The organism is Mariniflexile fucanivorans (assembly GCF_004341235.1).
GTDB lineage: Bacteria > Bacteroidota > Bacteroidia > Flavobacteriales > Flavobacteriaceae > Mariniflexile > Mariniflexile fucanivorans.
In genome coordinates, this window is the sequence record NZ_SLUP01000004.1 from 106,197 (window position 1) to 129,636 (window position 23,440).

The following is a 23,440-nucleotide window of genomic DNA, read 5'->3' on the forward strand; positions in this document are numbered from 1 at the left end:
ACTATGGGTCAAGAAGTTTCAAAGCGTTACGCACAACGTGGCGTTTCGGCATCAAAAGAAGATGTTCACAATGCCATCAAAAACATCGATAAAGGATTATTTCCAAAAGCATTTTGTAAAATAGTTCCGGATTATTTAACAAATGATGATGCTTATTGCTTAATCATGCATGCCGATGGTGCAGGAACAAAATCTTCTTTGGCATATATGTATTGGAAAGAAACTGGCGATATTTCAGTTTGGAAAGGCATTGCACAAGACGCCTTAATAATGAATATAGACGATTTGTTATGTGTAGGAGCAACCGATAATATTATGCTATCTTCAACCATCGGAAGAAATAAAAATTTAATTCCTGGTGAAGTGCTTTCGGCAATTATAAACGGAACTGAAGAATTAATTTCAGAATTAAAAAATTTCGGAGTCACCATTCACTCAACAGGTGGTGAAACTGCTGATGTGGGCGATTTAGTGCGTACCATTATTGTAGATTCAACCGTAACGGCTCGTATGAAACGCAGCGATGTTATTGATAATGCCAATATAAAAGCAGGTGATGTTATAGTAGGCTTAGAAAGCTTCGGGCAGGCTTCTTACGAGAAATCGTATAATGGTGGCATGGGTAGTAACGGATTAACATCAGCAAGACACGATGTGTTCAACACCTACTTAGCTGATAAATATCCTGAAAGTTTTGATGCTGCAGTACCCGAAGATTTGGTTTACTCTGGTAATGTGAAATTAACGGATGCTGTAAAAGACGCTCCAATTGATGCTGGTAAACTTGTATTGTCGCCAACACGAACGTATGCACCCATTATTAAAAAAATACTTTCTGAATATAACAAGAATCAAATTCATGGCATGGTGCATTGCTCTGGTGGTGCACAAACCAAAATTCTTCATTTTATTGATGAATTCCATATTATAAAGGATAATATGTTTCCCATTCCGCCGCTTTTCAAATTAATTCAAGAGCAATCTAAAACCGATTGGAAAGAGATGTACCAAGTGTTTAATTGTGGGCATAGAATGGAATTATATGTAACGCCAGAAATTGCAGAAAACATTATAAGTATTTCAAAAGAATTCAATGTAGATGCCAAAATTATTGGTCGTGTTGAAGCGTCAAAAGCTAAAAAGCTTACCATAAAAAGTGAATTTGGTGAGTTTACTTATTAGATTTTTATTTTTCACCCTTAAAACGGAATGATTATTGATAGAAAAGTAATTTGTCAAAACCAACCCTAATAGTATTATGAAGTATGTTTTATTGATGGCTGTTTGTTTCTTTTCTCAGCTTGCACAATCTCAACCTGATACCTTATTTTTAAAAACAAAAGCAGCAGTATATGATGGACCTATTTGGGTTCGAAAAAATAAAGTTTCTGCTAATTTAAATCAAGTAACTTTTGTTAATTGGAATGCTGGTGGTAGTAACTCCATTTCTGGTTTATTAGGCATGGAATCATCGGCTAATTATACTGACAAGTTTTTTTCATGGAGAAATAATGCTGCAATTAAGTATGGTATTAATAAGCAAGAAGCGAGAGAACTTCGTAAAACGGAGGATAAATTTGAAATTAATTCTGATATAGGTTTTAAGCCAGATAGTGTCTCGAATTGGTACTATTCTGCAAAACTTAATTTTTCAACACAATTGACCAATGGTTATAGTTACCCAAATACAGAAACGCCTATTTCAAGATTATTAGCGCCCGGATATTTATTTTTTGGTGGTGGTATGGAATATGGAAAGAATATAGATAAAATGTCTTTATATATATCTCCATTAACATTGAAAGCAACATTTGTACTAGATGATAATTTAGCGAATGCGGGTAAATTTGGTGTAGAACCAGCAGTTTATGATGATGATGGTAATATTGTAATACCCGGGGAGCGCATCAAAAGAGAGTTAGGTGTATTAATAAACAATACCTACGAAATGGATGTTGCTAAAAACATCAAAGTAAAACAGCAAGTGAGTCTTTATTCCGATTACATAAATAATTTTGGAAATATAGATGTTGATTGGCGATTAGATTTCGATTTTAAGGTAAATAATTTTGTAAAAGCAACATTTGGATCGTACATAATATACGATGATGATGTTAAAACTACAGAAACAGATGTTGATGGTGAAACTTTTGAGGCAGGTGCTAAAGTGCAGTGGAAACAGTACTTAGGTATTGGTTTTGCTGTAAATTTCTAATCAACTACTTTTTTTGTAGCAAATAAATTTGTTAACTTTTTTATGTTAATAAATTTTTAAAACGCTAAAAATCATATATTTAACCTGTTTTAGGTGTAAACTTCATGATTTTAATCATGTGATAAGTGTTATTTTTTTTGTTATTTTACGGTCTCAATTAATAACCGTTAATTAAAATAACAAATGAATCCAGAACTTACCAAAACCCCTCCTAAAACCTATTCCCAAGACGAAGCTTTCGAAGCCTCTCTAAATTATTTCAATCAAGATGATCTTGCTGCACGTGTTTGGTTAAATAAATATGCCTTAAAGGATTCTGAAGGTAATATTTATGAGTTAACCCCGAATGATATGCACCATCGTATTGCTAAAGAAATAGCAAGGGTCGAGAAGAAATATGCAAATCCACTTTCTGAACAAGCTATTTTCGATTTAATTAAAGATTTTAAATACATTGTTCCGCAAGGTAGCCCTATGGCAGGAATTGGTAATCCATACCAAATAGCATCACTTTCAAACTGTTTCGTTATTGGAAATTCAGGAGATTCAGATTCTTATGGTGGCATCATGAAAATTGACCAAGAGCAGGTTCAACTCATGAAACGCCGTGGAGGTGTAGGTCACGATTTATCACACATTCGCCCTAAAGGTTCCGCAGTTAAAAATTCAGCGTTAACATCTACAGGTATTGTGCCTTTTATGGAACGTTATTCAAATTCGACGAGAGAAGTAGCACAAGATGGACGTCGTGGTGCACTTATGTTATCGGTATCTATCAATCATCCAGATTCAGAAGATTTTATCAATGCGAAGTTAGAGCAGGGTAAAGTTACTGGTGCAAACGTATCTGTGAGAATAGACGATTTGTTTATGGAAGCCGTTAAAAATGGAACGGAATATACTCAAAAATACCCCATATTTAGTGCTAATCCAAAGGTTACTAAAACCATTGAAGCCAATACACTGTGGAAAAAAATAGTTCATAATGCATGGAAATCTGCCGAACCTGGTATCTTGTTTTGGGATACCATTATCAATGAATCGGTGCCAGATTGTTATGCCGATTTAGGTTATAAAACCGTTTCAACAAACCCTTGTGGAGAAATCCCGTTGTGCCCTTATGATTCTTGTAGATTATTGGCAATCAATCTGTTTTCTTATGTTGAAAATCCATTTACTGAGAAAGCGAGTTTCAATTTCGATTTGTTCAAAAAACACGTGGCAGCAGCACAACGAATTATGGATGATATCATCGATTTGGAATTAGAAAAAATTGATAATATTCTTCTTAAAATAGATGAAGATCCAGAATTGGATGAAGTTAAAGCAACTGAACGTAACTTATGGGTTAACATACAAAAGAAAGCTGAAGAAGGTAGACGTACCGGTGTTGGCATTACTGCCGAAGGTGATATGTTGGCAGCATTAGGTATTCAATATGGTAGCGAAGCTGGTAATGCATTTTCGCTGGAAGTGCACAAAACTATAGCTATTGAAGCCTACAGAAGTTCGGTGCATTTAGCAAAGGAGCGTGGTGCATTTTTGGTTTTTAATGCCGAACGGGAAAAAAACAATCCGTTTATAAATCGTTTAAAAGAAGCTGATAGCAAGTTGTATTATGAAATGTTGGAATATGGTAGACGAAATATCGCTTTATTAACCATTGCGCCAACAGGTACAACCAGTTTAATGACGCAAACCACATCGGGTATTGAACCTGTGTTTTTACCAGTTTATAAACGTAGAAGAAAAGTAAACCCAAACGATAAAGAAGCTCGTGTAGATTTTGTGGATGAAGTGGGAGATTCTTGGGAAGAGTACGTTGTATTCCATCACCGTTTTAAGCAATGGATGGAAGTAAATGGCATTGATACTTCTAAAAATTATTCTCAAAAAGAAATTGATAAACTAATAAAAAAATCGCCTTACCATAAAGCCACTTCTAATGATGTGGATTGGATGAGCAAAGTGAGCATGCAAGGTGCTATCCAAAAATGGGTAGACCATTCCATTAGTGTAACTATTAATTTACCAAATGATGTAAATGAAGAGTTAGTTGGCGCATTATACCTAAAAGCATGGGAGGTAGGCTGTAAAGGTGTAACGGTTTATAGAGATGGGTCGCGTTCAGGTGTGTTGCTTGCTAATGATGATAAAGAAGAAAAAGCACAAGATTCATTAACACCATTCCCCATAAAACGGCCACAAGTTTTAGATGCCGATGTGGTTCGTTTTCAAAATAGTAAAGAAAAATGGATTGCCTTTATTGGATTAATTGATGGTAAACCATATGAAATTTTTACAGGTTTGGCTGATGATGAAGATGGTATTTTAATACCACGTTGGGTGAATGAAGGGTTAATTATTAAGAATAGAAATGAAGATGGTACATCGCGTTACGATTTTCAATATAAAAACACGCGTGGTTATAAAACAACTATTGAAGGTCTGTCGCATAAGTTTAATCCAGAATTTTGGAATTATGCGAAGCTTATATCAAGTACCTTACGCCACGGTATGCCAATTGATAAAATTGTCGATTTAATTAATAGCTTACAACTGGATAGTGCATTTATCAATTCATGGAAAAATGGGGTTGGTCGTGCATTAAAACGCTATGTAGAAGATGGTACACAGGCCAAAGGTTACCAATGCGACAATTGTAAATCTGAGAATTTAATATACCAAGAAGGCTGCTTAACTTGTAAAGATTGCGGTTCTTCTAAGTGTGGATAATTAATTTTTTTATAGTATTGATAAAGGAAGCCAGTTTTATATTGGCTTCCTTTTTTAATTTAAAATGAGTCTGAAAAACCAACTTTTCAATGCTATTATGGCTCGTAGCCTAAAGGTAAAAGTTCTGAAATACGTTTTTTAGACATCTCACCCCTTATATTAATAGATTCAGGCGGGTCAAGATGTCCCGAATAATCAATAGTAAATACATCTTTAGCTATCAGAAAAGATTGTTCATAGGTTTTATATCTAATTTGAATTTCATTTACAAGAAGTTTCACATGTTTTGTGTTTTCATACTCCGTTATCTCAAAATACTCATAAGTGGGGACTTGAACCCATTGATAGTAAATTTTGAAGTTATTTTCATCAAGTTCTTTTAAATAAAGTGCTTTCATAAAATGGGAAGTCGACCCGAGGTAACTTTTCTTTCTGTTTCTTGAAATTTTCCCTGATAGTTTATTTTCTAATGGTTCAAAAAAACTAAAACCATGATAGTTAATCGATAGAGGCATGGTTGAGTCTTTTTCGTTTGTTTTAAACTTCACTTGAAAATCTCTTAAGCTGTATTTTAAAGTATATCCTAAATATTTATTTTCAATAATTAAAGGTTCGTTGGAAGTTGCAATTAGTGTGTTCGATGAGTTAACGTACCTTAACTTAATCGAATTCTCATTAATTATGTCGCATAATTTAGCTGCTTTATTAGTTCCTAAAAATTCTCGTTTAAATATTTCGAGTTTTTTTGATCTACTCCATGAATCCATTTCTATATAAACGGTTTCTAAATCCTCTGATTTCTCAGAAAGATAAATGTTAGGTAAAGTTTTATTAATAAGAATATTTTGGGGGTTAATGATGACAGTTTCGTATCCAATTGAACTTATTATGAGCGATGAATTGCTTTTTTCAAATAAAATTTTAAAGTAACCTTTATCATTTGTAGAAGCCCCAATACTTGTTCTGTCAAAATATACTGATGCGCCATATATTGCCGTTGAATCTTTAGCGCTAAATACATGTCCTGATATTTGATTTTGAGAAAAGCAGATATCAATTTGTAGAAGCATTATTAAAACTAGTAAATATAAGATTGATTTTTGGTTGGTTATTTTATAAGGTATCATTTAATTGGGTTACTTTAAAAATGACATTGTTTCAATGCTTTATGTTTTATGTTAAACTAAGTTATGCTTTTTTCTACCAAAGTCAAGTTTCAATTGCTAAAAAAGTATGCTAATTTACAATGTAACTTAGTTTAGTAAATTCCAATTTAATCCTATTATCAACATAGTTTTCAATACTAACATATCAACTATTATAAATTCATAAATTATCGTATTTTTGCCACACAATTTAAAAAGGTAAATGTTAGACAAATTACAAATAGTAAAACAGCGTTTTGATGAGGTTAGCGATTTGATCATCCAACCGGATATTATGACCGACCAAAAACGTTACATCGCATTAAATAAAGAGTATAAAGATTTAAAGGTGCTGATGGAAAAGCGCGATGAATATATTGAGGTTACCAATAATTTAGCGGAGGCTGAAGATATTATTTCGGAAGGTGCAGACCCAGAAATGGTTGATATGGCTAAAATGCAATATGAAGAAGCTAAAGAGCGTATTCCTAAATTAGAAGACGAAGTTAAATTTCTTTTAATACCTAAAGATCCGGAAGATTCTAAAAATGCAGTCGTAGAATTACGTGCGGGAACTGGTGGTGATGAAGCAAGTATTTTTGCGGGCGATTTGTTTAGAATGTATACCAAATATTGCGAAAGCAAGGGTTGGAAGGTTGATACTGTGGATTTTAGTGAAGGAACCAACGGAGGATTTAAAGAAATTCAGTTTGAAGTTTCAGGTGAAGATGTTTACGGAACCTTGAAGTTTGAAGCAGGCGTACATCGTGTACAACGTGTGCCACAAACCGAAACACAAGGGCGTGTACATACCAGTGCAGCAACCGTTATGGTGTTTCCTGAAGCTGAAGAATTTGATGTGGAAATTAATCCCAAAGAAGTACGAATTGATTTTTTCTGTTCATCAGGTCCTGGTGGTCAGTCGGTAAATACTACCTATTCAGCAGTTCGATTAACGCATTTACCAACCGGATTGGTGGCACAATGTCAAGATCAAAAATCGCAACATAAAAATAAAGAAAAAGCCTTTAAAGTATTGCGTTCTCGTTTATACGAAATGGAGTTAGCAAAGAAAAACGAAGCAGATGCAGCAAAACGTGGTTCGATGGTAACTTCGGGTGATAGAAGTGCGAAGATTAGAACTTACAATTACCCACAAGGACGTGTAACCGACCATAGAATTGGATTAACACTTTACGATTTATCAAACATCGTTAATGGTGATATCCAAAGAATAATTGACGAATTACAATTAGCAGAAAACACCGAAAAGTTGAAAGCTAATAGTGATGTGATATAAAAACATTCGTGAATTCGTGGCAAAATAAATTATGAATACGAACCAACTAATTTCTGAAATTCAAAAAAAGAAATCTTTTCTGTGTATTGGGTTAGATGTCGATTTGGATAAAATTCCAAAACACCTTTTAAAGGAAGAAGATCCTATTTTCGCTTTCAATAAAGCGATTATTGATGCAACATATCATTTATGTGTATCTTACAAACCGAATACTGCGTTTTATGAAGCTTATGGTTTAAAAGGTTGGAAAGCTTTAGAAAAAACCATCAATTACTTAAACGAGAACCATCCAGATATTTTTACAATTGCCGATGCGAAACGTGGTGATATAGGGAACACAAGTACCATGTACGCCAAAGCGTTTTTTGAAGATTTAGCGTTCGATTCGGTTACTGTGGCGCCCTATATGGGAAAAGATTCTGTAGAGCCTTTTTTGGCTTTTGAAGATAAACATACCATTCTATTAGCACTTACCTCTAACCAAGGTGCTTTCGATTTTCAAACGAAAACTGTTGATGGAAAAGAGTTGTATAAACAAGTGTTGGAAACCTCAAAAACTTGGAAAAACTCTAGAAATTTAATGTACGTTGTTGGAGCCACCAAAGCAGAATATTTAGCTGATATTAGAAACATAATTCCAGATAGTTTTTTACTCGTACCTGGCGTTGGAGCGCAAGGTGGTAATTTACAAGAAGTTTGTAAATATGGAATGGCGGATAACGTTGGTTTGCTAATAAATTCTTCCAGAGGCATAATTTACGCTTCAAATGGCGAAGATTTTGCACAAGTAGCAGCTGAAAAAGCAAAAGAGCTTCAACAGGAAATGCAACTTATTTTATCGCAATAAAGGTTTTTACCCGTTTATAGTTTTAGGATAATCAACTTTACTAATGTCTTCAACAAAATTTGAAATTCTTTTTTCAAATTCTTTTAAACTCACTAACTTATTTAGGTTAGGTTTAATTTTGCCAACTTTGCAAAAATGTGTACTCATAACTTCTTTTTGTATAAAGTACGGAAGTTTATGTCTTTTGGATGTAACTAAATAGTTAAAGAATTAATAAAAAAAAATGAAACTAATATTTCACTTGATTTCTAGAGAAATATCGAAGGGTATTTAGCTTGTTTAGTAAACGCATAGCACGAAATTCAGCAAGGTCGCTAAGTTCAGAATCTGTTTGACGAAAATTGTATGCTTGCTCCATCAGCTCTTTATATTGCTCATCGAGTTTTTTTTGACGATTTTTTATAATTTCATTAACGCTCATATAGAATGCTGAATAACAGATAATTAAATATACATTTTTTATTCTTAAATGAAAAAAAATATTTAATTTTTTTTTCAACCACTATAAAATAGTCAATAATTAAGCTTGTTTTAGTCTTGCAAAGCGAACACTTTTCTCAACAAATCAGTAGTTCTAGAGCCAATATTATTGCGAATCTCTTTTTCTTCAACAGCAATCATGGTATAAACACCTTTTAAAGCTTCTTCAGTAACATAATCTGTTAAATCAGGATTAACATCTGAAGTAAATGGAATGCTATTGTATTTATTTATAAGATTTGCCCAAATTTCGTCCGCACCCACTTTATTAAAAGAATTTTTAATTACAGGGTTAAATTTAGCGTATAAAGCTGTTTGGGTTTTTCCGTTTAAATATTGGGTTGCAGCATCGTCGTTACCAATTAGTATATTTTTAGCATCTGCAAATGTAATGCCTTTAACAGCATCAACAAATATAGGAGTCGCTTCTTTTACAGCATCTTCAGCGGCTCTATTTAGTACTTTTAAGCCTTCATCGGCCAATTTGTTTAAGCCAATATCTCTAAGGCCTTTATCTACTTTTTGTAATTCTTCGGGTAATAAAATTTTAACCAAGTCATTTTTATAAAAACCATCGGTTTGGGTTAGTTTTGTAACTTGTTTTTCAATACCCAAATCTAAAGCTTGTCTTAAACCAGATGCAATTTCATCATTGCCAACGCCAACGCCAACGCCACCTTGAGGTAATTGATTAACAACTTGTTGTAATTCTGCGCAAGCAGTTACATTTAAAACTAAAAGCAATACTAAAATTTTACGAATCATGATTTTTGAATTTGGGTTTTTAAAGAATGGTAAATATAATATTTTATGAGAAAATAACGGTTTTATTATTGTAAACCATAACTTTTCGGTTGGTATGTAATTTAATGGCATTGGCCAAAACTATTTTTTCTAAATCACGTCCTTTGGCAATTAAATCTTCAATAGAATGCGAGTGAGTAACTTGTGTAACACCTTGGTCTATAATAGGACCCGCATCTAATTCTTCGGTCACATAATGGCTTGTGGCTCCAATAATTTTTACACCGCGTTTAAAAGCAGAATGGTAAGGCTTAGCGCCAACAAAAGCAGGTAAAAAAGAATGGTGAATGTTAATTATTTTGTTTGGATATTTTGTGATTAATTTTTCTGAAATAATTTGCATGTATCTCGCTAACACTATAAAATCAATTTTAGCGTTTTCTAATAATTCTAATTGTGTTTTTTCAGCGGCTTCCTTGGTGTCTTTAGTAACAGGAATATGATGAAATGGAATTTTAAAACTATCGGCAATGGGTTTCAAATCCAAATGGTTACTTATTATAAAAGGGATTTCTAAATTAAGTTCACCAGAGTTGTAACGTCCTAATAAATCATATAAACAATGATCGTACTTTGAAACAAATAAGGCCATTTTAGGTTTTCTAGCCGATGAGTATATGCGCCATTTCATTCCAAAAGTTGTGGCCAACGTGCTTTTAAAAGCTTCTCTAAAACCATCAGCAGTAAAACCGTCATGAATGAATTCACTTTCTAAACGCATAAAAAAGATATTTTGCTCTCTATCCACATGCTGATCTATATAAACAATGTTGCCTTGTTTTTCGGCAACAAAATTAGTAACAGAAGCAATAATATTTGGGCGGTCTTTACAATGAATTAAAATGGTGATCTTTTGCATTTTATTTGAAATGATTTAAGTTCAAAATTAACCTAAAAATTAGATACGGATAGGGGATGATTATAATTTTAGATAATCATTTATAAATACTTTGTTTTTTTGAATATTTCGTAAATTTGAGTGTCAAATATTAATTTTATTTAAAATGATGCAGATAGTGCCTTATAAACCAAAGCATAAAGTTAGAATTGTAACCGCAGCATCTTTATTTGATGGGCATGATGCGTCGATTAATATTATGCGTCGCATTATACAAGCTACAGGGGTAGAGGTCATTCATTTGGGGCATGATAGAAGCGTTGAAGAAGTGGTAAATACTGCCATTCAAGAAGATGTGAATGCCATTTGTTTAACCTCATATCAAGGTGGGCACAACGAATATTTTAAATATATGTTCGATTTGTTGAAGGAAAGAGGTGCAGAACATATCAAAATATTTGGCGGCGGTGGCGGTGTTATTTTGCCTTCAGAAACTAAAGAATTGATGGCATATGGTATCACCCGAATTTATTCGCCAGATGATGGTAGGGAATTGGGGTTGCAAGGTATGATTAACGATTTGGTGAAAGCCTCACTTAGTCCCTCCAAGGGAGGGAAACACGCAACTGGAAAAGTTTGTAATGAAGATGGAGATTGGTTATTAGAATTAGGTAGTAATAAAGTTTTAGAAAACTTAAAGAATAAAGATATTAATACTATCGCTAGATTAATTTCTTTAGCCGAAAATAACCAAGAAGTTTTCAATGCTGTATTTTCCCAAAAGCGTGAGCGTTCCTCTCCTTCGGGGAGGTTAGGGGGAGCTTCCGTTCTTGGGATAACAGGTACAGGAGGCGCAGGAAAATCTAGTTTGGTAGATGAATTGGTACGTCGATTTTTAATTGATTTTCCTGAAAAAACAGTCGGTATTATATCCGTTGATCCTTCAAAGAGAAAAACTGGTGGCGCTCTTTTGGGTGATAGAATTCGTATGAATGCCATAAACAATCCACGAGTTTATATGCGTAGTTTGGCAACGCGACAATCTAATTTGGCTTTGTCAAAATATGTGCACGAAGCTATTGAAGTGCTGAAAGCTGCCGAATACGATTTAATTATTTTAGAAACTTCTGGTATTGGGCAATCTGACACCGAAATTATAGAACACAGCGATGTGTCTTTATATGTGATGACACCAGAATTTGGTGCCGCCACCCAATTGGAAAAAATAGACATGCTCGATTTTGCCGATATAGTAGCCATAAATAAATTCGACAAGCGTGGTTCTTTGGATGCTTTGCGCGATGTGAAAAAACAATACATGCGTAACAACAATCTTTGGGACACACCACAAGAGCAATTGCCAGTTTTCGGAACCATTGCGTCACAGTTTAACGACCCGGGCATGAATACGCTGTATAAAGCGGTGATGGACAAATTGGTTGAAAAAGCATCGGCCAATTTAAAATCGACTTTCACAATTTCAGATGAAATGAGTGAAAAGATTTTTGTTATTCCACCATCAAGAACCAGATATCTATCTGAAATTGCTGAAAATAATCGTGCTTATGATGCTAAATCAAACGAGCAAGTTGAAGTTGCCCAAAAACTGTATGGTATTTTTAAAACTATGGAGTCGGTTTTAGACGTCATTGCGAGTGAAGCGAAGCCATCTCTTCTTGATAGAAACGGATTGAATCACAAAGAAATTCTGAAACAAGTTCCAGATGAAAATAAAGATTTTATCAAACTTCTAGTAGCAGAATTCGACCGCGTAAAACGAAATCTGGACATATCCAATTGGGAAATTATCATAGGTTGGGAAGATAAAGTGAACAAATATAAAAATCCCATTTACACATTTAAAGTTAGAGATAAAGATATTAAAATTGAAACCCATTCTGAGTCGCTTTCACATGTGCAAATCCCCAAAGTAGCATTGCCTAAATATCAAGCTTGGGGCGATATTTTAAAATGGGTATTACAGGAAAATGTTCCAGGAGAGTTTCCATTTACATCAGGTTTGTATCCATTCAAACGCACAGGCGAAGATCCTGCACGTATGTTTGCGGGCGAGGGAAGTCCGGAACGAACCAACAAACGTTTCCATTATGTAAGTGCTGGTTTGCCTGCAAAACGTTTGTCAACTGCTTTTGATAGTGTCACGCTTTACGGAAACGACCCCGATTTACGTCCAGATATCTACGGAAAAATTGGTAATGCAGGTGTTAGTATTTGTTGTTTAGATGATGCTAAAAAACTGTATTCGGGTTTTGATTTGTTTGATGCTATGACGTCGGTGAGTATGACTATTAACGGTCCCGCTCCCATGCTTTTAGGTTATTTTATGAATGCTGCCATCGATCAACAATGTGAAGCATATATTAAAGAAAATAATTTAGAGAAAGAGGTTGAGGCTAAAATTGTTGATATTTATAAAGGTAAAGAACGACCAAAATACAATGGGAAATTACCTGATGGCAATAAAGGTTTGGGTTTAATGCTTTTAGGTGTTACTGGCGATCAAGTATTGCCAAAAGAAGTTTATGAAAAGATAAAAACAAATACGATTTCACAAGTTCGAGGAACAGTTCAAGCCGATATTTTAAAAGAAGACCAAGCACAAAACACTTGTATTTTTTCTACGGAATTCGCACTGCGCTTAATGGGCGATGTGCAAGAGTATTTTATTAAAAATAATGTGCGAAATTTTTATTCGGTATCTATTTCTGGCTATCATATTGCCGAAGCAGGCGCAAACCCTATCACACAATTAGCTTTAACGTTGTCTAATGGTTTCACGTATGTGGAATATTATTTAAGCCGCGGTATGGATATTAATAAGTTTGGGCCCAATTTGTCCTTTTTCTTTTCAAACGGAATCGATCCCGAATACGCCGTTATTGGTCGTGTAGCTCGAAAAATTTGGGCAAAAGCCATGAAACTTAAATATCATGCCAATGAACGTGCTCAAATGCTTAAATACCATATTCAAACCTCCGGTAGAAGTTTACATGCGCAGGAAATTGATTTTAACGATATCCGAACCACCTTGCAAGCGCTTTATGCGATTTATGATAATTGCAATTCTCTGCACACCAATGCGTATGATGAAGCGATTACAACACCAACCGAGGAGTCGGTGAGAAGAGCAATGGCAATTCAACTTATAATAAATAAAGAATTAGGATTGGCAAAAAACGAAAACCCAATTCAAGGGTCGTTTATTATTGAAGAATTAACCGATTTAGTAGAAGAAGCTGTTCTTCTAGAATTCGACAGAATTACCGATCGTGGTGGTGTTTTAGGCGCTATGGAAACCATGTACCAACGTAGTAAAATTCAAGAAGAAAGTTTGTATTATGAAACTTTAAAACATAATGGTGCATTTCCAATAATTGGTGTGAATACCTTTTTAAGCAGTAAAGGATCTCCAACGGTTTTACCTGCGGAAGTGATTCGAGCCACCGAAGAAGAAAAACGGTCTCAAATAAAAACCTTGGAAAATCTTCATAAAGCAAATGACACCGAAGCTTTGTTGAAAGATCTTCAGCAGAAAGCGATTCACAACGAAAATATTTTTGAAGCTTTAATGGAAGTTTGTAAAGTGTGTTCATTAGGTCAAATTACAAACGCTTTATTCGAGGTTGGAGGTCAGTATCGTCGGAATATGTAAGCATTGAATCATTTTTTACTTGATAAAAAATATGTGAATTTTTATTTTAACGTTGTTTTACAATAGTATATTTTCAATAATTTTCACTTCAATTCTTATATAATTATAGCATTTAATTGATATTAAGTAAAGCTATAATTAAACTTTTCAACAGAGTTTTTCATCGCCTTTTTTTGCAAATAAAAACCACTTATAGATTTATATAAACCCTTGAACTAATTTTCTTTAAGAAATTTTTTGATTACCAATTCCCAGTGTAAATTTATCCTGTTTAAGTTAATTATTAAACACTTATTTACCCAAATAATTAAAATCTTATGCTTATGAAAACAACACTTACTTACAGCTTTAAACGTCAATCAAAAAATCATTTAGATTGGTTAATAAACATTATTAAATCTGAAAGATATTCTGAAATTGAGAGTTCAATTATTAATTTTAACACTCATGTAATCACTGATTAATTTGAAAACATTTTATAAAATTCATTAAACCCTTATGTTAATAACGTAAGGGTTTTTCATTCTTTTTTATAAAAGTTATATATTTAAATTAAAAATATTATTCATGCCTACTACAACATACAATCATTTGTTCAGTATTGTTTTATTAAACTCTATTCATCCATTATCAAAATCGCTTAATAAATTTTTGTCTAATGCTTTAAAATCATCACATTATAAAAAAGGTGATTATATTTTACGACAAGGAGAAGTTTGCGATAGACTTCATATTATAAGGAAAGGCTTGGTTAGAGGTTATTTCAACTATGAAAATAATGAAATTACTACCTGGGTGAGTGTAGATAGTGAAATGGTTACTTCCATATCGGGTTTTTTTAAAAAAGAACCCGCATTGGAAAATATTGAGTGTTTAGAAGATACCTATACGGAAAGCATTAGCCACCATGATTTAAATTTTGCATTAGAAAACTTTAAGGAAATGGCGTGTTTGTATAGAATTTTACTAGAGGAATATTATATGCATGCTGAATATAGGGCTTTTATGGTCCGGATTCCAACAGCGAAAGATAGGTATTCCTATTTTTTACAAAATAATCATCCAGAAATAATTAAACGCTTGTCTAAAAAGCATTTGGCTTCTTTACTTAACATGCGCCCTGAAACTTTATCGCGAATTGAAACTCCTGTTTTTATGAAAAATTAATATTAAAATTGATATATGTCAATTTCAATGTCAGTTTTTACATTAAACAAGTTTAGTTCAAACTACATTAGCAAAAGTTTCGTGCTACTAATTATCATTAATGGGCAGGAAATATGTTAATTGCTTATTCTCAATAAAAGGACTGATATTTTGTGGTTGATTCTACAATGCTATCTAAAAACACACATTATTCGATGTGTGTTTTTTTTATAAAGTAAGCATCCAAGTACGTTGCAATTGTTTGAATTTTTTTAATTCGTTACGTAAAATAGGTAAGAAGTCCTTTCCATTACTATTAGAATATTCCAAACGGTACGAATTTTTATAAAGCATATTTGTTAAACGCCTTAAGGAAGCAATATGTTTGTACTTTCTATCTGTATAACGCTCTAATTCGGCATTTACAATTTCTGGAGCCAATGATATGGATTGTTGAACGATATCACCAGAAAAATAAATATTATTATCCTCGGTTCCATCATTTTTTAAAGCAGACAAATCATGATTTAAATACATAGAAATACTTTGCGATAAGGTAAATATCTCAATAGCTTTTTTATAAATAGGTAATTCCGATAGGTTTGATGGGGTATTGGGAGACATATTTTTATTTTTCTTAGCAACTCTCTCAAAATTAATAACAAGAATTAACAAACAACTTTTTATTTTAAAGTAAAAGATTATATTTACTTTAGATATTAATTTATTATGATTAAATTTCTTTAAAAATGAATTTAGATAGTCTTAACTGGAAGATTTTAAGGTGTTTGCAAGAAAATGCGCGACAATCCAATGCCGAAATTGGTAGGCGTGTGGGCATTAGTTCACCAGCAGTTTCAGAACGTATTAAAAAAATGGAAGATGCCGGTATTATATTGGGTTATAAAACGGTAGTATCTCCTTTAGATATGGGGTATCAGTTAAAAGCTATAATAACTTTGCATGCGTTTATAGGTAAATTGAAACCATTTTTAGAGAAAGTTAAAACTTATGATGAAGTTTTAAATTGTTATAGAATTACGGGTAACGAAAACATCGTTATGGAAGTGTTACTAAAAAACCAAAAACACTTAGAAACCTTTATAGATGAGCTTATTATTTATGGTGAAACGAAGACACAAATAGTACTATCTCATGTAACACGATTTAAAGAAGTTAAGGAAATAAAATAAAGTTAAACCAACTTTTTTGAATTTAAACGTCTATTAAGTACGAATAGAATAATGGCACAAATAAGTGCGATTATAGATATTATATACCAAGTAGTATCAAACCCAAGGGCTGCTGTCATTTGTAAACCAGCATTATGCCCAAAAATGTGCGCTATGGAAAACGATATGGAATAAAGTGCCATATATTCACCTTGGTTTCCTTTTTTTGCTCTTTGAACTGCAAAGGCATTAGAAAAAGGAAATGCAATCATTTCTCCAATAGTCATCAAAAGCATACCAATTACTAAAATTCCAGACCAATTGGTGAAATTTAATATTAATAAACTCAATCCTGTTAAAATAGCTCCAAAAAACATCAACCCTAATTTTGTGTACCTGCTGTTTTCCAACCACTTAATTAAAGGCATTTCAAAAATAAAAATTAGGAAGCCATTCAATCCTAAAATAAGTCCAATTTGGAGTTCCGTTAGCATATGAACGTCTTTGTAATAAATGGTAATGGTTGAAAAATATTGCAAGAACACCACACCAAACAACATCATAGCTACAAGAAATATTATAAAAGCATGATCGTTATATGCAGAAACTGGATTTTTGTTTTCAATCACATCTAAAACTTTCGCTTTTTTAGGATGCAGTACTTTAATCAATAATAAAGTAGCCATAATACATGTAATACCGTCCACCCAAAATAAACCAGCATATCCAAGTCCAGTAATAATAATTCCGCCAATGGCAGGACCTACTGAAAACCCTAAATTAATAGCTAATCGTATTAATGTTAAGGACCGTATTTTATTTTCCGGTTTACTATAAGCGTTTAGCGCCACAAACATAGCAGGCCTAAAGGCATCGGCTACAAGCATCACAATAAAAATACCCATGCAAATAGATGCAAACGTGTTTAAAAATTGTAAACCAATAAATAAAACACCTGTGGTCAATAAACTTCTAACCATTACCTTATAGTACCCAATTTTGTCGGTTAGTTTACCTCCAATCCAAGAACCAGCTACCGAACCTAATCCAAAAGCACTCATAACCCAGCCCACATGGCTTACGGTAAAATGCATGTCTTCCTTTAGGTATAAGGATAAAAACGGTATAACCATTGTACCAGCTCTATTTACAAGTGTTATAAGTGCAAGCCACCATATTTCTTCCGATAGGCCTCTAAATGTATTTATATAGCTTTTAAAAAGTGTTTTCATTTTTCCTTAATTATCTTCAAAAGAGGGATTCTTTTAACTGATATTTATTTTAAACAAAAAAGTCCGACTGCGAAGTCGGACTTTTACATATTGTAATATTTTATATTCTTATTACCACAATATATAACAAACCCGACTTCTGCTAAGCGAAGCAGTGTATGGCATCTTACAAATTGTGACGTTATAGCGCATTTTTTTAATTTTATGAATTACAAACATATAGAAAATAATTGTAAGTTGTACTTTTGAATTCTAATTATATTTTGAATGAGACCATTTATAGTCATGTTAATATTTGCAACTTGTTTAGTAAGTTGTGCGCAAGAAAAAAAAACAATTAAAGGAGATACCGAATTTCAGCGGGAACTAAATGCCGAGTATAAGGATGCCACAACTTCCCCATTAAAGGATAAGGATAGGAAGCATTTTGAAGGTTTAGAATTTTTTAAGTTTGATAGTACTTATGTAATTACGGCTGCCTTTGAAAGATTTCCAGATGAAAAACCTTTTGAAATGAAAACTTCAACTGAAAGACGTCCCATTTACGTTAAGTACGGCGAACTTTCATTTGAATTAAAAGGCAAAAGTTATAAACTGAATATCTATCAAAATAAAGATTTAATGACACAAGAAGGGTATGAAGATTATTTGTTTTTACCATTTTTAGATGAAACCAATGGACTGGAAAGTTATGGTGGCGGACGTTATATTGATGCTAGAATTCCTAAGGGAAGCACTATGGAGATTGATTTTAACAAAGCCTACAACCCATATTGTGCTTATAATGACACATATTCTTGCCCAATTGTACCCCGAGAAAATTATTTAAAAGTAAAGATTGAAGCAGGAGTGAAGGCTTTTGGAAAGCATTAAAACTATGTTTGTAATTTTAATGTGGTTTAGATTGTTTACTCATTTTTAGTACATATCTGTAGCACATTATTTTTTGTTTCTATACAGTTCTATAGCTTTTAAATATTTGTTTCCCCCAGCCTTTGTTTGGTCGTGCAAAAATCCATTCAATTCAGGGTGGTTTTCGTTAATCCAGTCTACAAGTTTATCTCTTTTTTTTTAAATATCCTCTCATTAAATATCTCATAAGTTTTTTCGATTCTGATTATTTTATTATTATTAAATCGGATAATTTCATTAGAGATAATTGGTTCCTCGTGAAGAAAAATGATTCTTTTATCTATTTTCGAAATTTTTGCTTTTACAATTTCATTTAACTGCTCAATTTCAAGAATTTTATATGTTGGGTCAAATACTGAATCCCATTTCATCCATTCAATATATCCTTTTTTAGAGAAATTCTCCTCATAATTATAGTCACTTTCCTTAATGACAATACTATCTGTCAATAAATTAGATATTTCAGAATGATTAGAATTGTCTAGAACCTTGTAGTATTGCTTAGCAATATTAAGTTTGTCAATTTCTTTTTTAGAATTTTTACAAGATGTAAATCCAAACATCAGTAACAATAAAAGAATTATAGTTTTATTCATTAGCATTTCATTTTCTTATATGTAGAACAGCTCAAAATATTATAAATTGTTGCAACTGTTATCATGTAAAGATAATTTTTTAAACAAAAAACCTGTCTCAAATCATGAAACAGGCTTTTCTAAATTATAGATTAAAAAAACTTAATCGTCTTTTCTATTTTCTCTTGGTCTTCTGTCGTCTCTGCGGTTATCGCGTCCACGATTGTCTCTACCTCTGTTATCACGTCCACCACGGTCGTTATTCTCTCTTGGTGGTCTTGCAACATAACCTTCTGGTTTATCTAATAATGCTTTACGAGATACTTTTTCTTTGCGCGTTTTTGGATCAACTCCAAAATACTTCACTTCAAAAACATCACCCATATTAACAACGTCGCTAACATTTTCAGTACGTTCCCAAGCCAATTCGCTTACGTGTAATAATGTTTCGTTTCCTGGAGCATCCATATATTCTACAACAGCACCAAAGTCAAGCATTTTAATAACTTTTACTTTATAAGAATTGCCAACTACAGGTTTAAACATTAACGAGTCTATTTTTGCTAAAACAGCATCAATACCTTCTTGTCCAGTTCCTAAAATTTCAACAATACCTTCTTCAGTGATGGGGTCTTCGTTAATAACGATGGTTGTTTTAGTAGCTTTTTGTAATTCCTGAATCACTTTTCCACCAGGCCCAATTAAGGCGCCGATAAATTCATTAGGAATCACTCTCGTAATCATTTTAGGAGCATGCGCTTTCACATCTGCATTTGGTGCAGCAATCGTTTCAGTTAATTTACCTAAAATATGTAAACGTCCAGCTTGTGCTTGTTTTAGTGCATTCACTAAAATTTCATAAGAAAGACCTTTTACTTTTATGTCCATTTGGCAAGCAGTAATACCATCGGCAGTACCAGTTACTTTAAAGTCCATATCACCTAAGTGGTCTTCATCACCTAAAATATCAGATAAAACCGCGTATTTTCCTGTTTCCGCATCCGAGATTAATCCCATTGCAATACCAGAAACTGGTTTTTTAATTTGAACTCCAGCATCCATTAACGCCATGGTTCCGGCACAAACAGTTGCCATAGAAGACGAACCGTTAGATTCTAATACTTCTGATACTACTCTTACAGTATACGGGCAATCAACCGGTACCATACCTTTTAATGCACGTTGCGCTAAGTTTCCGTGTCCTACTTCACGACGAGACGTTCCTCTTAAAGGGCGCGCTTCACCTGTTGAAAAAGGAGGGAAGTTATAATGTAAATAGAAACGCTCCTCACCTTCAAAAGATGGCATATCTATTTGGTTTGCTTCTCTCGAAGTTCCTAAAGTTACTGTTGCTAATGCTTGAGTTTCCCCACGAGAAAAGATTGAAGAACCATGTGTAGATGGTAAATAATCAACCTCACACCAAATTGGTCTGATGTCGGTCGTTTTACGTCCATCTAAACGTAAACCTTCGTTTAAGGTTAAATCTCTAACTGCTTTTTTCTCAGCTTTATAGAAATATTTAGAAACCATACCACCATAATCGGCTAATTCTTCTTCAGTAAAAGTTGCTTTTACTTCTTCTTTAATAGCATCAAAAGCAGCACTACGCTCATGTTTTGCAGATGCAGCTCTTGCTACAGCATATACTTTATCATAGGTTAAAGCACTTACTTTTTTAGCTAACTCTTCATCTTCGCGCTCTGCAGTATACTCACGAGTTTCTTTTTTACCAAAAGCCTCGGCTAATTTTACTTGAGCAGCACACTGTATTTTAATAGCATCGTGTGCAAACTTAATAGCTTCCACCATTTCTTCTTCCGAAATCTCATCCATCTCACCTTCAACCATCATCACAGAATCAGCAGAAGCACCAATCATCATATCGATGTCAGACTCTAATAATTGTGCTCTAGTTGGGTTGATGATAAATTGTCCATTTACACGACCAACTCTAGCCTCAGAAATTGGTGTTTCAAATGGAATATCCGATAATTGAATAGCAGCCGAAGCAGCTAATCCAGCCATAGCATCTGGCATAACATCATCATCATGAGACATTAATTGTACCATTACTTGTGTTTCAGCATGGTAATCTTTTGGGAATAACGGACGTAAAACACGGTCAACAAGACGCATTGTTAATACTTCGCCGTCACTCGGTCTTGCTTCTCTCTTAAAGAAACCTCCTGGATAACGTCCAGAAGCAGCAAATTTTTCTCTGTAATCTACCGTTAAAGGTAAAAAGTCAACATCACTTTGTTGGTAGTTGGAAACAACAGTACACAAAAGCATACATTTTCCTGATTGCACAACAACAGAACCATGCGCCTGTTTTGCTAATTTTCCGGTTTCAATGGAGATTTCTCTTCCATCACCAAGGTCAATGACCTCTCTAAAAACTTTTGGAATCATAAATTTTTTTAATTCTAATTAAACAATGGTCGTTGTGTTGTTGTGTGTAGTTGTTGTGTTGACCAATGAAAAACTATAATAAGCTTCTTCTATTTTACGTCATTGCGAAGCAAATTTTTTAATTTGCTGTGGCAATCTGTTTCTTTTGGAAAGATTACCACGTCGTTACTCTCCTCGTAATGACAATGTAACATTTATTTATATGGGCGTTACCCTAAAGGGTCGGGCTTTCCGCTATATCTTTTTAAAATGTCATTGCGAGGACGTAGGACGTGGCAATCTGCCAATTTTAAGTTCTCACCATGTTGTTTTTACACAAATTTTAAAAAGGATGCCGCTACAATCCCTAACGCAAAAACAAAAAAGAGGCTATAAAGCCTCTTTTTCTTATTTTCTTAATCCTAATTCTTTTACTATCGCACGATATCTTAAGATATCTTTCTTAGTTAAGTAATCTAGTAAGCTTCTTCTTTTACCTACCAATTTCACTAAAGAGCGCTCAGTATTATAATCTTTACGATTCTTTTTTAAATGCTCTGTTAAGTGGTTAATTCTGTAAGTGAATAATGCAATTTGTCCTTCTGCAGAACCTGTGTCTTTTGCATCTTTACCATGTTTTGTAAAGATGGTCTCTTTTTCTTTTTGATCTAAATACATGCTAATATTATTGTAAATAATTGTTATGTAAACGAAAGCCTATCTTTCGAGCGGCAAATATAGTAATTAAATACGAGTTGGCAACACTTCTTTTTTTGCAAATTTTTCACTAATTTACCGTAATCAAATTTTTACTTGTCTAAAATGGAAAAAATAATTGCAGATGCATTGGATGCCAATTTGCTTCCCGATATCTTTAATCATGCTTATCATGGTATTGCAATAGTTGGGTTGGATGGTAAATGGTTGCTGGTAAGTAAGAGTTTATGCGACATTTTGGGATATAGTGAAAGTGAACTTTTAAAACGTAGTTTTGATGAAATAACGCACAAAGAAGATTTAAAAATTGATTTAAGAAAATTAAAAAAGCTTTTAAAAGGGGAGATTGAAAGCTATAAAATGGAAAAGCGCTATTTTAAAAAGAACGGTAATTTGGTTTGGGCACAATTATCGGTGTCTTTAGTGAAAAACAAAGACAATAAACCTAAATACTTTATAAGTCAAGTACAAGACATCACAGAACGAAAACAAGAAGAAGATGAAAAGGAAATAATAGCCAATGTTGTTAAAGAGCAAAATGAACGGCTTTTAAACTTTTCTAGAATTATAACCCATAATTTAAGAACACATGCCGGCAATTTAATGACTTTGCTGGGTTTTGTTGAAGATGAAATTGAAGAAACCAAAACAAACGATAGTTTTGAGTTTTTAAGACAAGCAGTTTCCAACTTGCAAGAAACCGTAACGCATTTAACCGAAATAGCTAAGTTTTCTAAATACGATACTGCCGAATTAAAAGCACTTAACTTGCATGATTTTGCTGTTAATGCCATATATAATGTAAGCGCTTTAGCTAAAAACAGTAATTGCATTATTGAAAATAACATAGAGGACTCCTTGCTTGTAACCGGAATTGAAGCCTATTTAGATAGTATTATTCTCAATTTGTTAACAAATGCCATTAAATATAAGGCAGATGACAGGGATTGTATTATTGTTTTGAGTGCAAAACTAGAAGGTGATTTTATTGTATTAAGTGTAAAAGACAACGGTTTAGGTTTAGATTTGGAAACTCATGGTAATAAGTTGTTCTCCCTTTATCAAACTTTTCATAATAACAAAGACTCTAGAGGGGTAGGACTTTTTATTACTAAAAATCAAGTGGAATCTTTAGATGGAAAAATTGATGTTAAAAGTGAAGTAAATAAAGGCTCGGAATTTTTAGTTTATTTAAAAAATGCCCAAAAAAAAGTGCTTCGAAACATGAAAAAAAAACCTACTTGATTTTGAAAA

Annotated in this window: 20 protein-coding genes; 10 read left to right on the plus strand and 10 right to left on the minus strand. The window is 33.3% G+C overall.

Features of this window, described 5'->3' with window-relative positions:
- Positions 1–3: 3 nt before the first annotated feature.
- From EV196_RS09660 to EV196_RS09670, 3 genes are all read left to right on the plus strand, one after another.
- On the plus strand, positions 4–1,182 hold the full coding sequence (locus EV196_RS09660) for an AIR synthase related protein (RefSeq protein WP_132217551.1): 1,179 nt from the start codon (positions 4–6) through the stop codon (positions 1,180–1,182).
- Between the two features lie 76 nt (positions 1,183–1,258).
- Positions 1,259–2,215, plus strand: coding sequence for a DUF3078 domain-containing protein (locus EV196_RS09665; protein WP_132217552.1), 957 nt, complete (start codon positions 1,259–1,261; stop codon positions 2,213–2,215).
- Positions 2,216–2,398: 183 nt separating this feature from the next.
- A complete protein-coding gene (locus EV196_RS09670; protein WP_132217553.1) occupies positions 2,399–4,951 on the plus strand; it encodes an adenosylcobalamin-dependent ribonucleoside-diphosphate reductase in 2,553 nt (850 codons plus the stop codon).
- 95 nt (positions 4,952–5,046) lie between these two features.
- Here the strand turns inward: EV196_RS09670 and EV196_RS09675 are convergent, their stop codons facing one another.
- Complete coding sequence (locus EV196_RS09675) at positions 5,047–6,078, minus strand: carboxypeptidase-like regulatory domain-containing protein (protein ID WP_132217554.1); 1,032 nt, start codon at positions 6,076–6,078, stop codon at positions 5,047–5,049.
- Positions 6,079–6,319: 241 nt separating this feature from the next.
- Between EV196_RS09675 and prfA the strand changes: the two genes are divergently transcribed.
- Both prfA and pyrF read left to right on the plus strand, forming a co-directional pair.
- A complete protein-coding gene (gene prfA, locus EV196_RS09680; protein WP_132217555.1) occupies positions 6,320–7,396 on the plus strand; it encodes a peptide chain release factor 1 in 1,077 nt (358 codons plus the stop codon).
- A gap of 31 nt (positions 7,397–7,427) precedes the next feature.
- Complete coding sequence (gene pyrF / locus EV196_RS09685; protein WP_132217556.1) at positions 7,428–8,243, plus strand: orotidine-5'-phosphate decarboxylase; 816 nt, start codon at positions 7,428–7,430, stop codon at positions 8,241–8,243.
- A gap of 6 nt (positions 8,244–8,249) precedes the next feature.
- Here the strand turns inward: pyrF and EV196_RS19890 are convergent, their stop codons facing one another.
- The 4 genes from EV196_RS19890 to purU all read right to left on the minus strand — a co-directional run bounded on the left by EV196_RS19890 (position 8,250) and on the right by purU (position 10,386).
- Positions 8,250–8,390: a hypothetical protein gene (locus EV196_RS19890; RefSeq protein WP_165876134.1), complete on the minus strand. Its 141-nt coding sequence runs from the start codon at positions 8,388–8,390 to the stop codon at positions 8,250–8,252.
- 82 nt (positions 8,391–8,472) lie between these two features.
- A complete protein-coding gene (locus EV196_RS09690; RefSeq protein ID WP_132217557.1) occupies positions 8,473–8,664 on the minus strand; it encodes a Lacal_2735 family protein in 192 nt (63 codons plus the stop codon).
- A 110-nt stretch (positions 8,665–8,774) separates the two neighbouring features.
- On the minus strand, positions 8,775–9,488 hold the full coding sequence (locus EV196_RS09695; protein ID WP_132217558.1) for a DUF4197 domain-containing protein: 714 nt from the start codon (positions 9,486–9,488) through the stop codon (positions 8,775–8,777).
- Between the two features lie 43 nt (positions 9,489–9,531).
- The gene (purU, locus tag EV196_RS09700) at positions 9,532–10,386 is read right to left on the minus strand and encodes a formyltetrahydrofolate deformylase (RefSeq protein WP_132217559.1); all 855 of its coding nucleotides are present in this window, start codon (positions 10,384–10,386) and stop codon (positions 9,532–9,534) included.
- Between the two features lie 145 nt (positions 10,387–10,531).
- Between purU and EV196_RS09705 the strand changes: the two genes are divergently transcribed.
- Positions 10,532–14,038: a methylmalonyl-CoA mutase family protein gene (locus EV196_RS09705; protein ID WP_132217560.1), complete on the plus strand. Its 3,507-nt coding sequence runs from the start codon at positions 10,532–10,534 to the stop codon at positions 14,036–14,038.
- 567 nt (positions 14,039–14,605) lie between these two features.
- Positions 14,606–15,205 (plus strand): Crp/Fnr family transcriptional regulator, encoded by a 600-nt coding sequence (locus EV196_RS09710; protein WP_132217561.1) that lies wholly within the window; start codon positions 14,606–14,608, stop codon positions 15,203–15,205.
- Between the two features lie 207 nt (positions 15,206–15,412).
- Here EV196_RS09710 and EV196_RS09715 read toward each other — a convergent pair whose 3' ends face one another.
- Positions 15,413–15,808 carry a hypothetical protein gene (locus EV196_RS09715; protein ID WP_132217562.1) on the minus strand — a complete coding sequence of 132 codons (396 nt, stop codon included), beginning with the start codon at positions 15,806–15,808 and terminating at the stop codon, positions 15,413–15,415.
- 125 nt (positions 15,809–15,933) lie between these two features.
- On the opposite strand from EV196_RS09715, the gene EV196_RS09720 reads away from it, so the two are divergent.
- Entirely contained in the window at positions 15,934–16,377 is a 444-nt protein-coding gene (locus EV196_RS09720) for an Lrp/AsnC family transcriptional regulator (RefSeq protein WP_132217563.1), read from the plus strand.
- A gap of 2 nt (positions 16,378–16,379) precedes the next feature.
- Here the strand turns inward: EV196_RS09720 and EV196_RS09725 are convergent, their stop codons facing one another.
- Entirely contained in the window at positions 16,380–17,588 is a 1,209-nt protein-coding gene (locus EV196_RS09725; protein ID WP_132217564.1) for an MFS transporter, read from the minus strand.
- A 267-nt stretch (positions 17,589–17,855) separates the two neighbouring features.
- Here EV196_RS09725 and EV196_RS09730 point away from each other — a divergent pair, with 267 nt between their 5' ends.
- Positions 17,856–18,461, plus strand: a complete 606-nt coding sequence (locus EV196_RS09730) for a DUF1684 domain-containing protein (protein ID WP_132217565.1) — start codon at positions 17,856–17,858, stop codon at positions 18,459–18,461.
- Positions 18,462–18,637: 176 nt separating this feature from the next.
- Here EV196_RS09730 and EV196_RS09735 read toward each other — a convergent pair whose 3' ends face one another.
- The 3 genes from EV196_RS09735 to rpsO all read right to left on the minus strand — a co-directional run bounded on the left by EV196_RS09735 (position 18,638) and on the right by rpsO (position 22,147).
- Positions 18,638–19,096 (minus strand): hypothetical protein, encoded by a 459-nt coding sequence (locus tag EV196_RS09735; protein ID WP_132217566.1) that lies wholly within the window; start codon positions 19,094–19,096, stop codon positions 18,638–18,640.
- A gap of 141 nt (positions 19,097–19,237) precedes the next feature.
- A complete protein-coding gene (locus EV196_RS09740) occupies positions 19,238–21,490 on the minus strand; it encodes a polyribonucleotide nucleotidyltransferase (RefSeq protein ID WP_132217567.1) in 2,253 nt (750 codons plus the stop codon).
- Positions 21,491–21,877: 387 nt separating this feature from the next.
- Positions 21,878–22,147 (minus strand): 30S ribosomal protein S15, encoded by a 270-nt coding sequence (gene rpsO, locus EV196_RS09745; RefSeq protein ID WP_132217568.1) that lies wholly within the window; start codon positions 22,145–22,147, stop codon positions 21,878–21,880.
- A gap of 144 nt (positions 22,148–22,291) precedes the next feature.
- On the opposite strand from rpsO, the gene EV196_RS09750 reads away from it, so the two are divergent.
- A complete protein-coding gene (locus EV196_RS09750) occupies positions 22,292–23,431 on the plus strand; it encodes a sensor histidine kinase (protein ID WP_132217569.1) in 1,140 nt (379 codons plus the stop codon).
- Positions 23,432–23,440 lie beyond the last annotated feature (9 nt).

What these genes read in the sequence shown, in the direction of transcription:
- EV196_RS09660 (WP_132217551.1), top strand. Translation starts at nt 4, where the DNA reads ATGGGTCAAGAAGTTTCAAAGCGTTACGCACAACGTGGCGTTTCGGCA.
- EV196_RS09665 (WP_132217552.1), top strand. Translation starts at nt 1,259, where the DNA reads ATGAAGTATGTTTTATTGATGGCTGTTTGTTTCTTTTCTCAGCTTGCA.
- EV196_RS09670 (WP_132217553.1), top strand. Translation starts at nt 2,399, where the DNA reads ATGAATCCAGAACTTACCAAAACCCCTCCTAAAACCTATTCCCAAGAC.
- EV196_RS09675 (WP_132217554.1), bottom strand. Translation starts at nt 6,078, where the DNA reads ATGATACCTTATAAAATAACCAACCAAAAATCAATCTTATATTTACTA.
- prfA (WP_132217555.1), top strand. Translation starts at nt 6,320, where the DNA reads ATGTTAGACAAATTACAAATAGTAAAACAGCGTTTTGATGAGGTTAGC.
- pyrF (WP_132217556.1), top strand. Translation starts at nt 7,428, where the DNA reads ATGAATACGAACCAACTAATTTCTGAAATTCAAAAAAAGAAATCTTTT.
- EV196_RS19890 (WP_165876134.1), bottom strand. Translation starts at nt 8,390, where the DNA reads ATGAGTACACATTTTTGCAAAGTTGGCAAAATTAAACCTAACCTAAAT.
- EV196_RS09690 (WP_132217557.1), bottom strand. Translation starts at nt 8,664, where the DNA reads ATGAGCGTTAATGAAATTATAAAAAATCGTCAAAAAAAACTCGATGAG.
- EV196_RS09695 (WP_132217558.1), bottom strand. Translation starts at nt 9,488, where the DNA reads ATGATTCGTAAAATTTTAGTATTGCTTTTAGTTTTAAATGTAACTGCT.
- purU (WP_132217559.1), bottom strand. Translation starts at nt 10,386, where the DNA reads ATGCAAAAGATCACCATTTTAATTCATTGTAAAGACCGCCCAAATATT.
- EV196_RS09705 (WP_132217560.1), top strand. Translation starts at nt 10,532, where the DNA reads ATGATGCAGATAGTGCCTTATAAACCAAAGCATAAAGTTAGAATTGTA.
- EV196_RS09710 (WP_132217561.1), top strand. Translation starts at nt 14,606, where the DNA reads ATGCCTACTACAACATACAATCATTTGTTCAGTATTGTTTTATTAAAC.
- EV196_RS09715 (WP_132217562.1), bottom strand. Translation starts at nt 15,808, where the DNA reads ATGTCTCCCAATACCCCATCAAACCTATCGGAATTACCTATTTATAAA.
- EV196_RS09720 (WP_132217563.1), top strand. Translation starts at nt 15,934, where the DNA reads ATGAATTTAGATAGTCTTAACTGGAAGATTTTAAGGTGTTTGCAAGAA.
- EV196_RS09725 (WP_132217564.1), bottom strand. Translation starts at nt 17,588, where the DNA reads ATGAAAACACTTTTTAAAAGCTATATAAATACATTTAGAGGCCTATCG.
- EV196_RS09730 (WP_132217565.1), top strand. Translation starts at nt 17,856, where the DNA reads ATGAGACCATTTATAGTCATGTTAATATTTGCAACTTGTTTAGTAAGT.
- EV196_RS09735 (WP_132217566.1), bottom strand. Translation starts at nt 19,096, where the DNA reads ATGAATAAAACTATAATTCTTTTATTGTTACTGATGTTTGGATTTACA.
- EV196_RS09740 (WP_132217567.1), bottom strand. Translation starts at nt 21,490, where the DNA reads ATGATTCCAAAAGTTTTTAGAGAGGTCATTGACCTTGGTGATGGAAGA.
- rpsO (WP_132217568.1), bottom strand. Translation starts at nt 22,147, where the DNA reads ATGTATTTAGATCAAAAAGAAAAAGAGACCATCTTTACAAAACATGGT.
- EV196_RS09750 (WP_132217569.1), top strand. Translation starts at nt 22,292, where the DNA reads ATGGAAAAAATAATTGCAGATGCATTGGATGCCAATTTGCTTCCCGAT.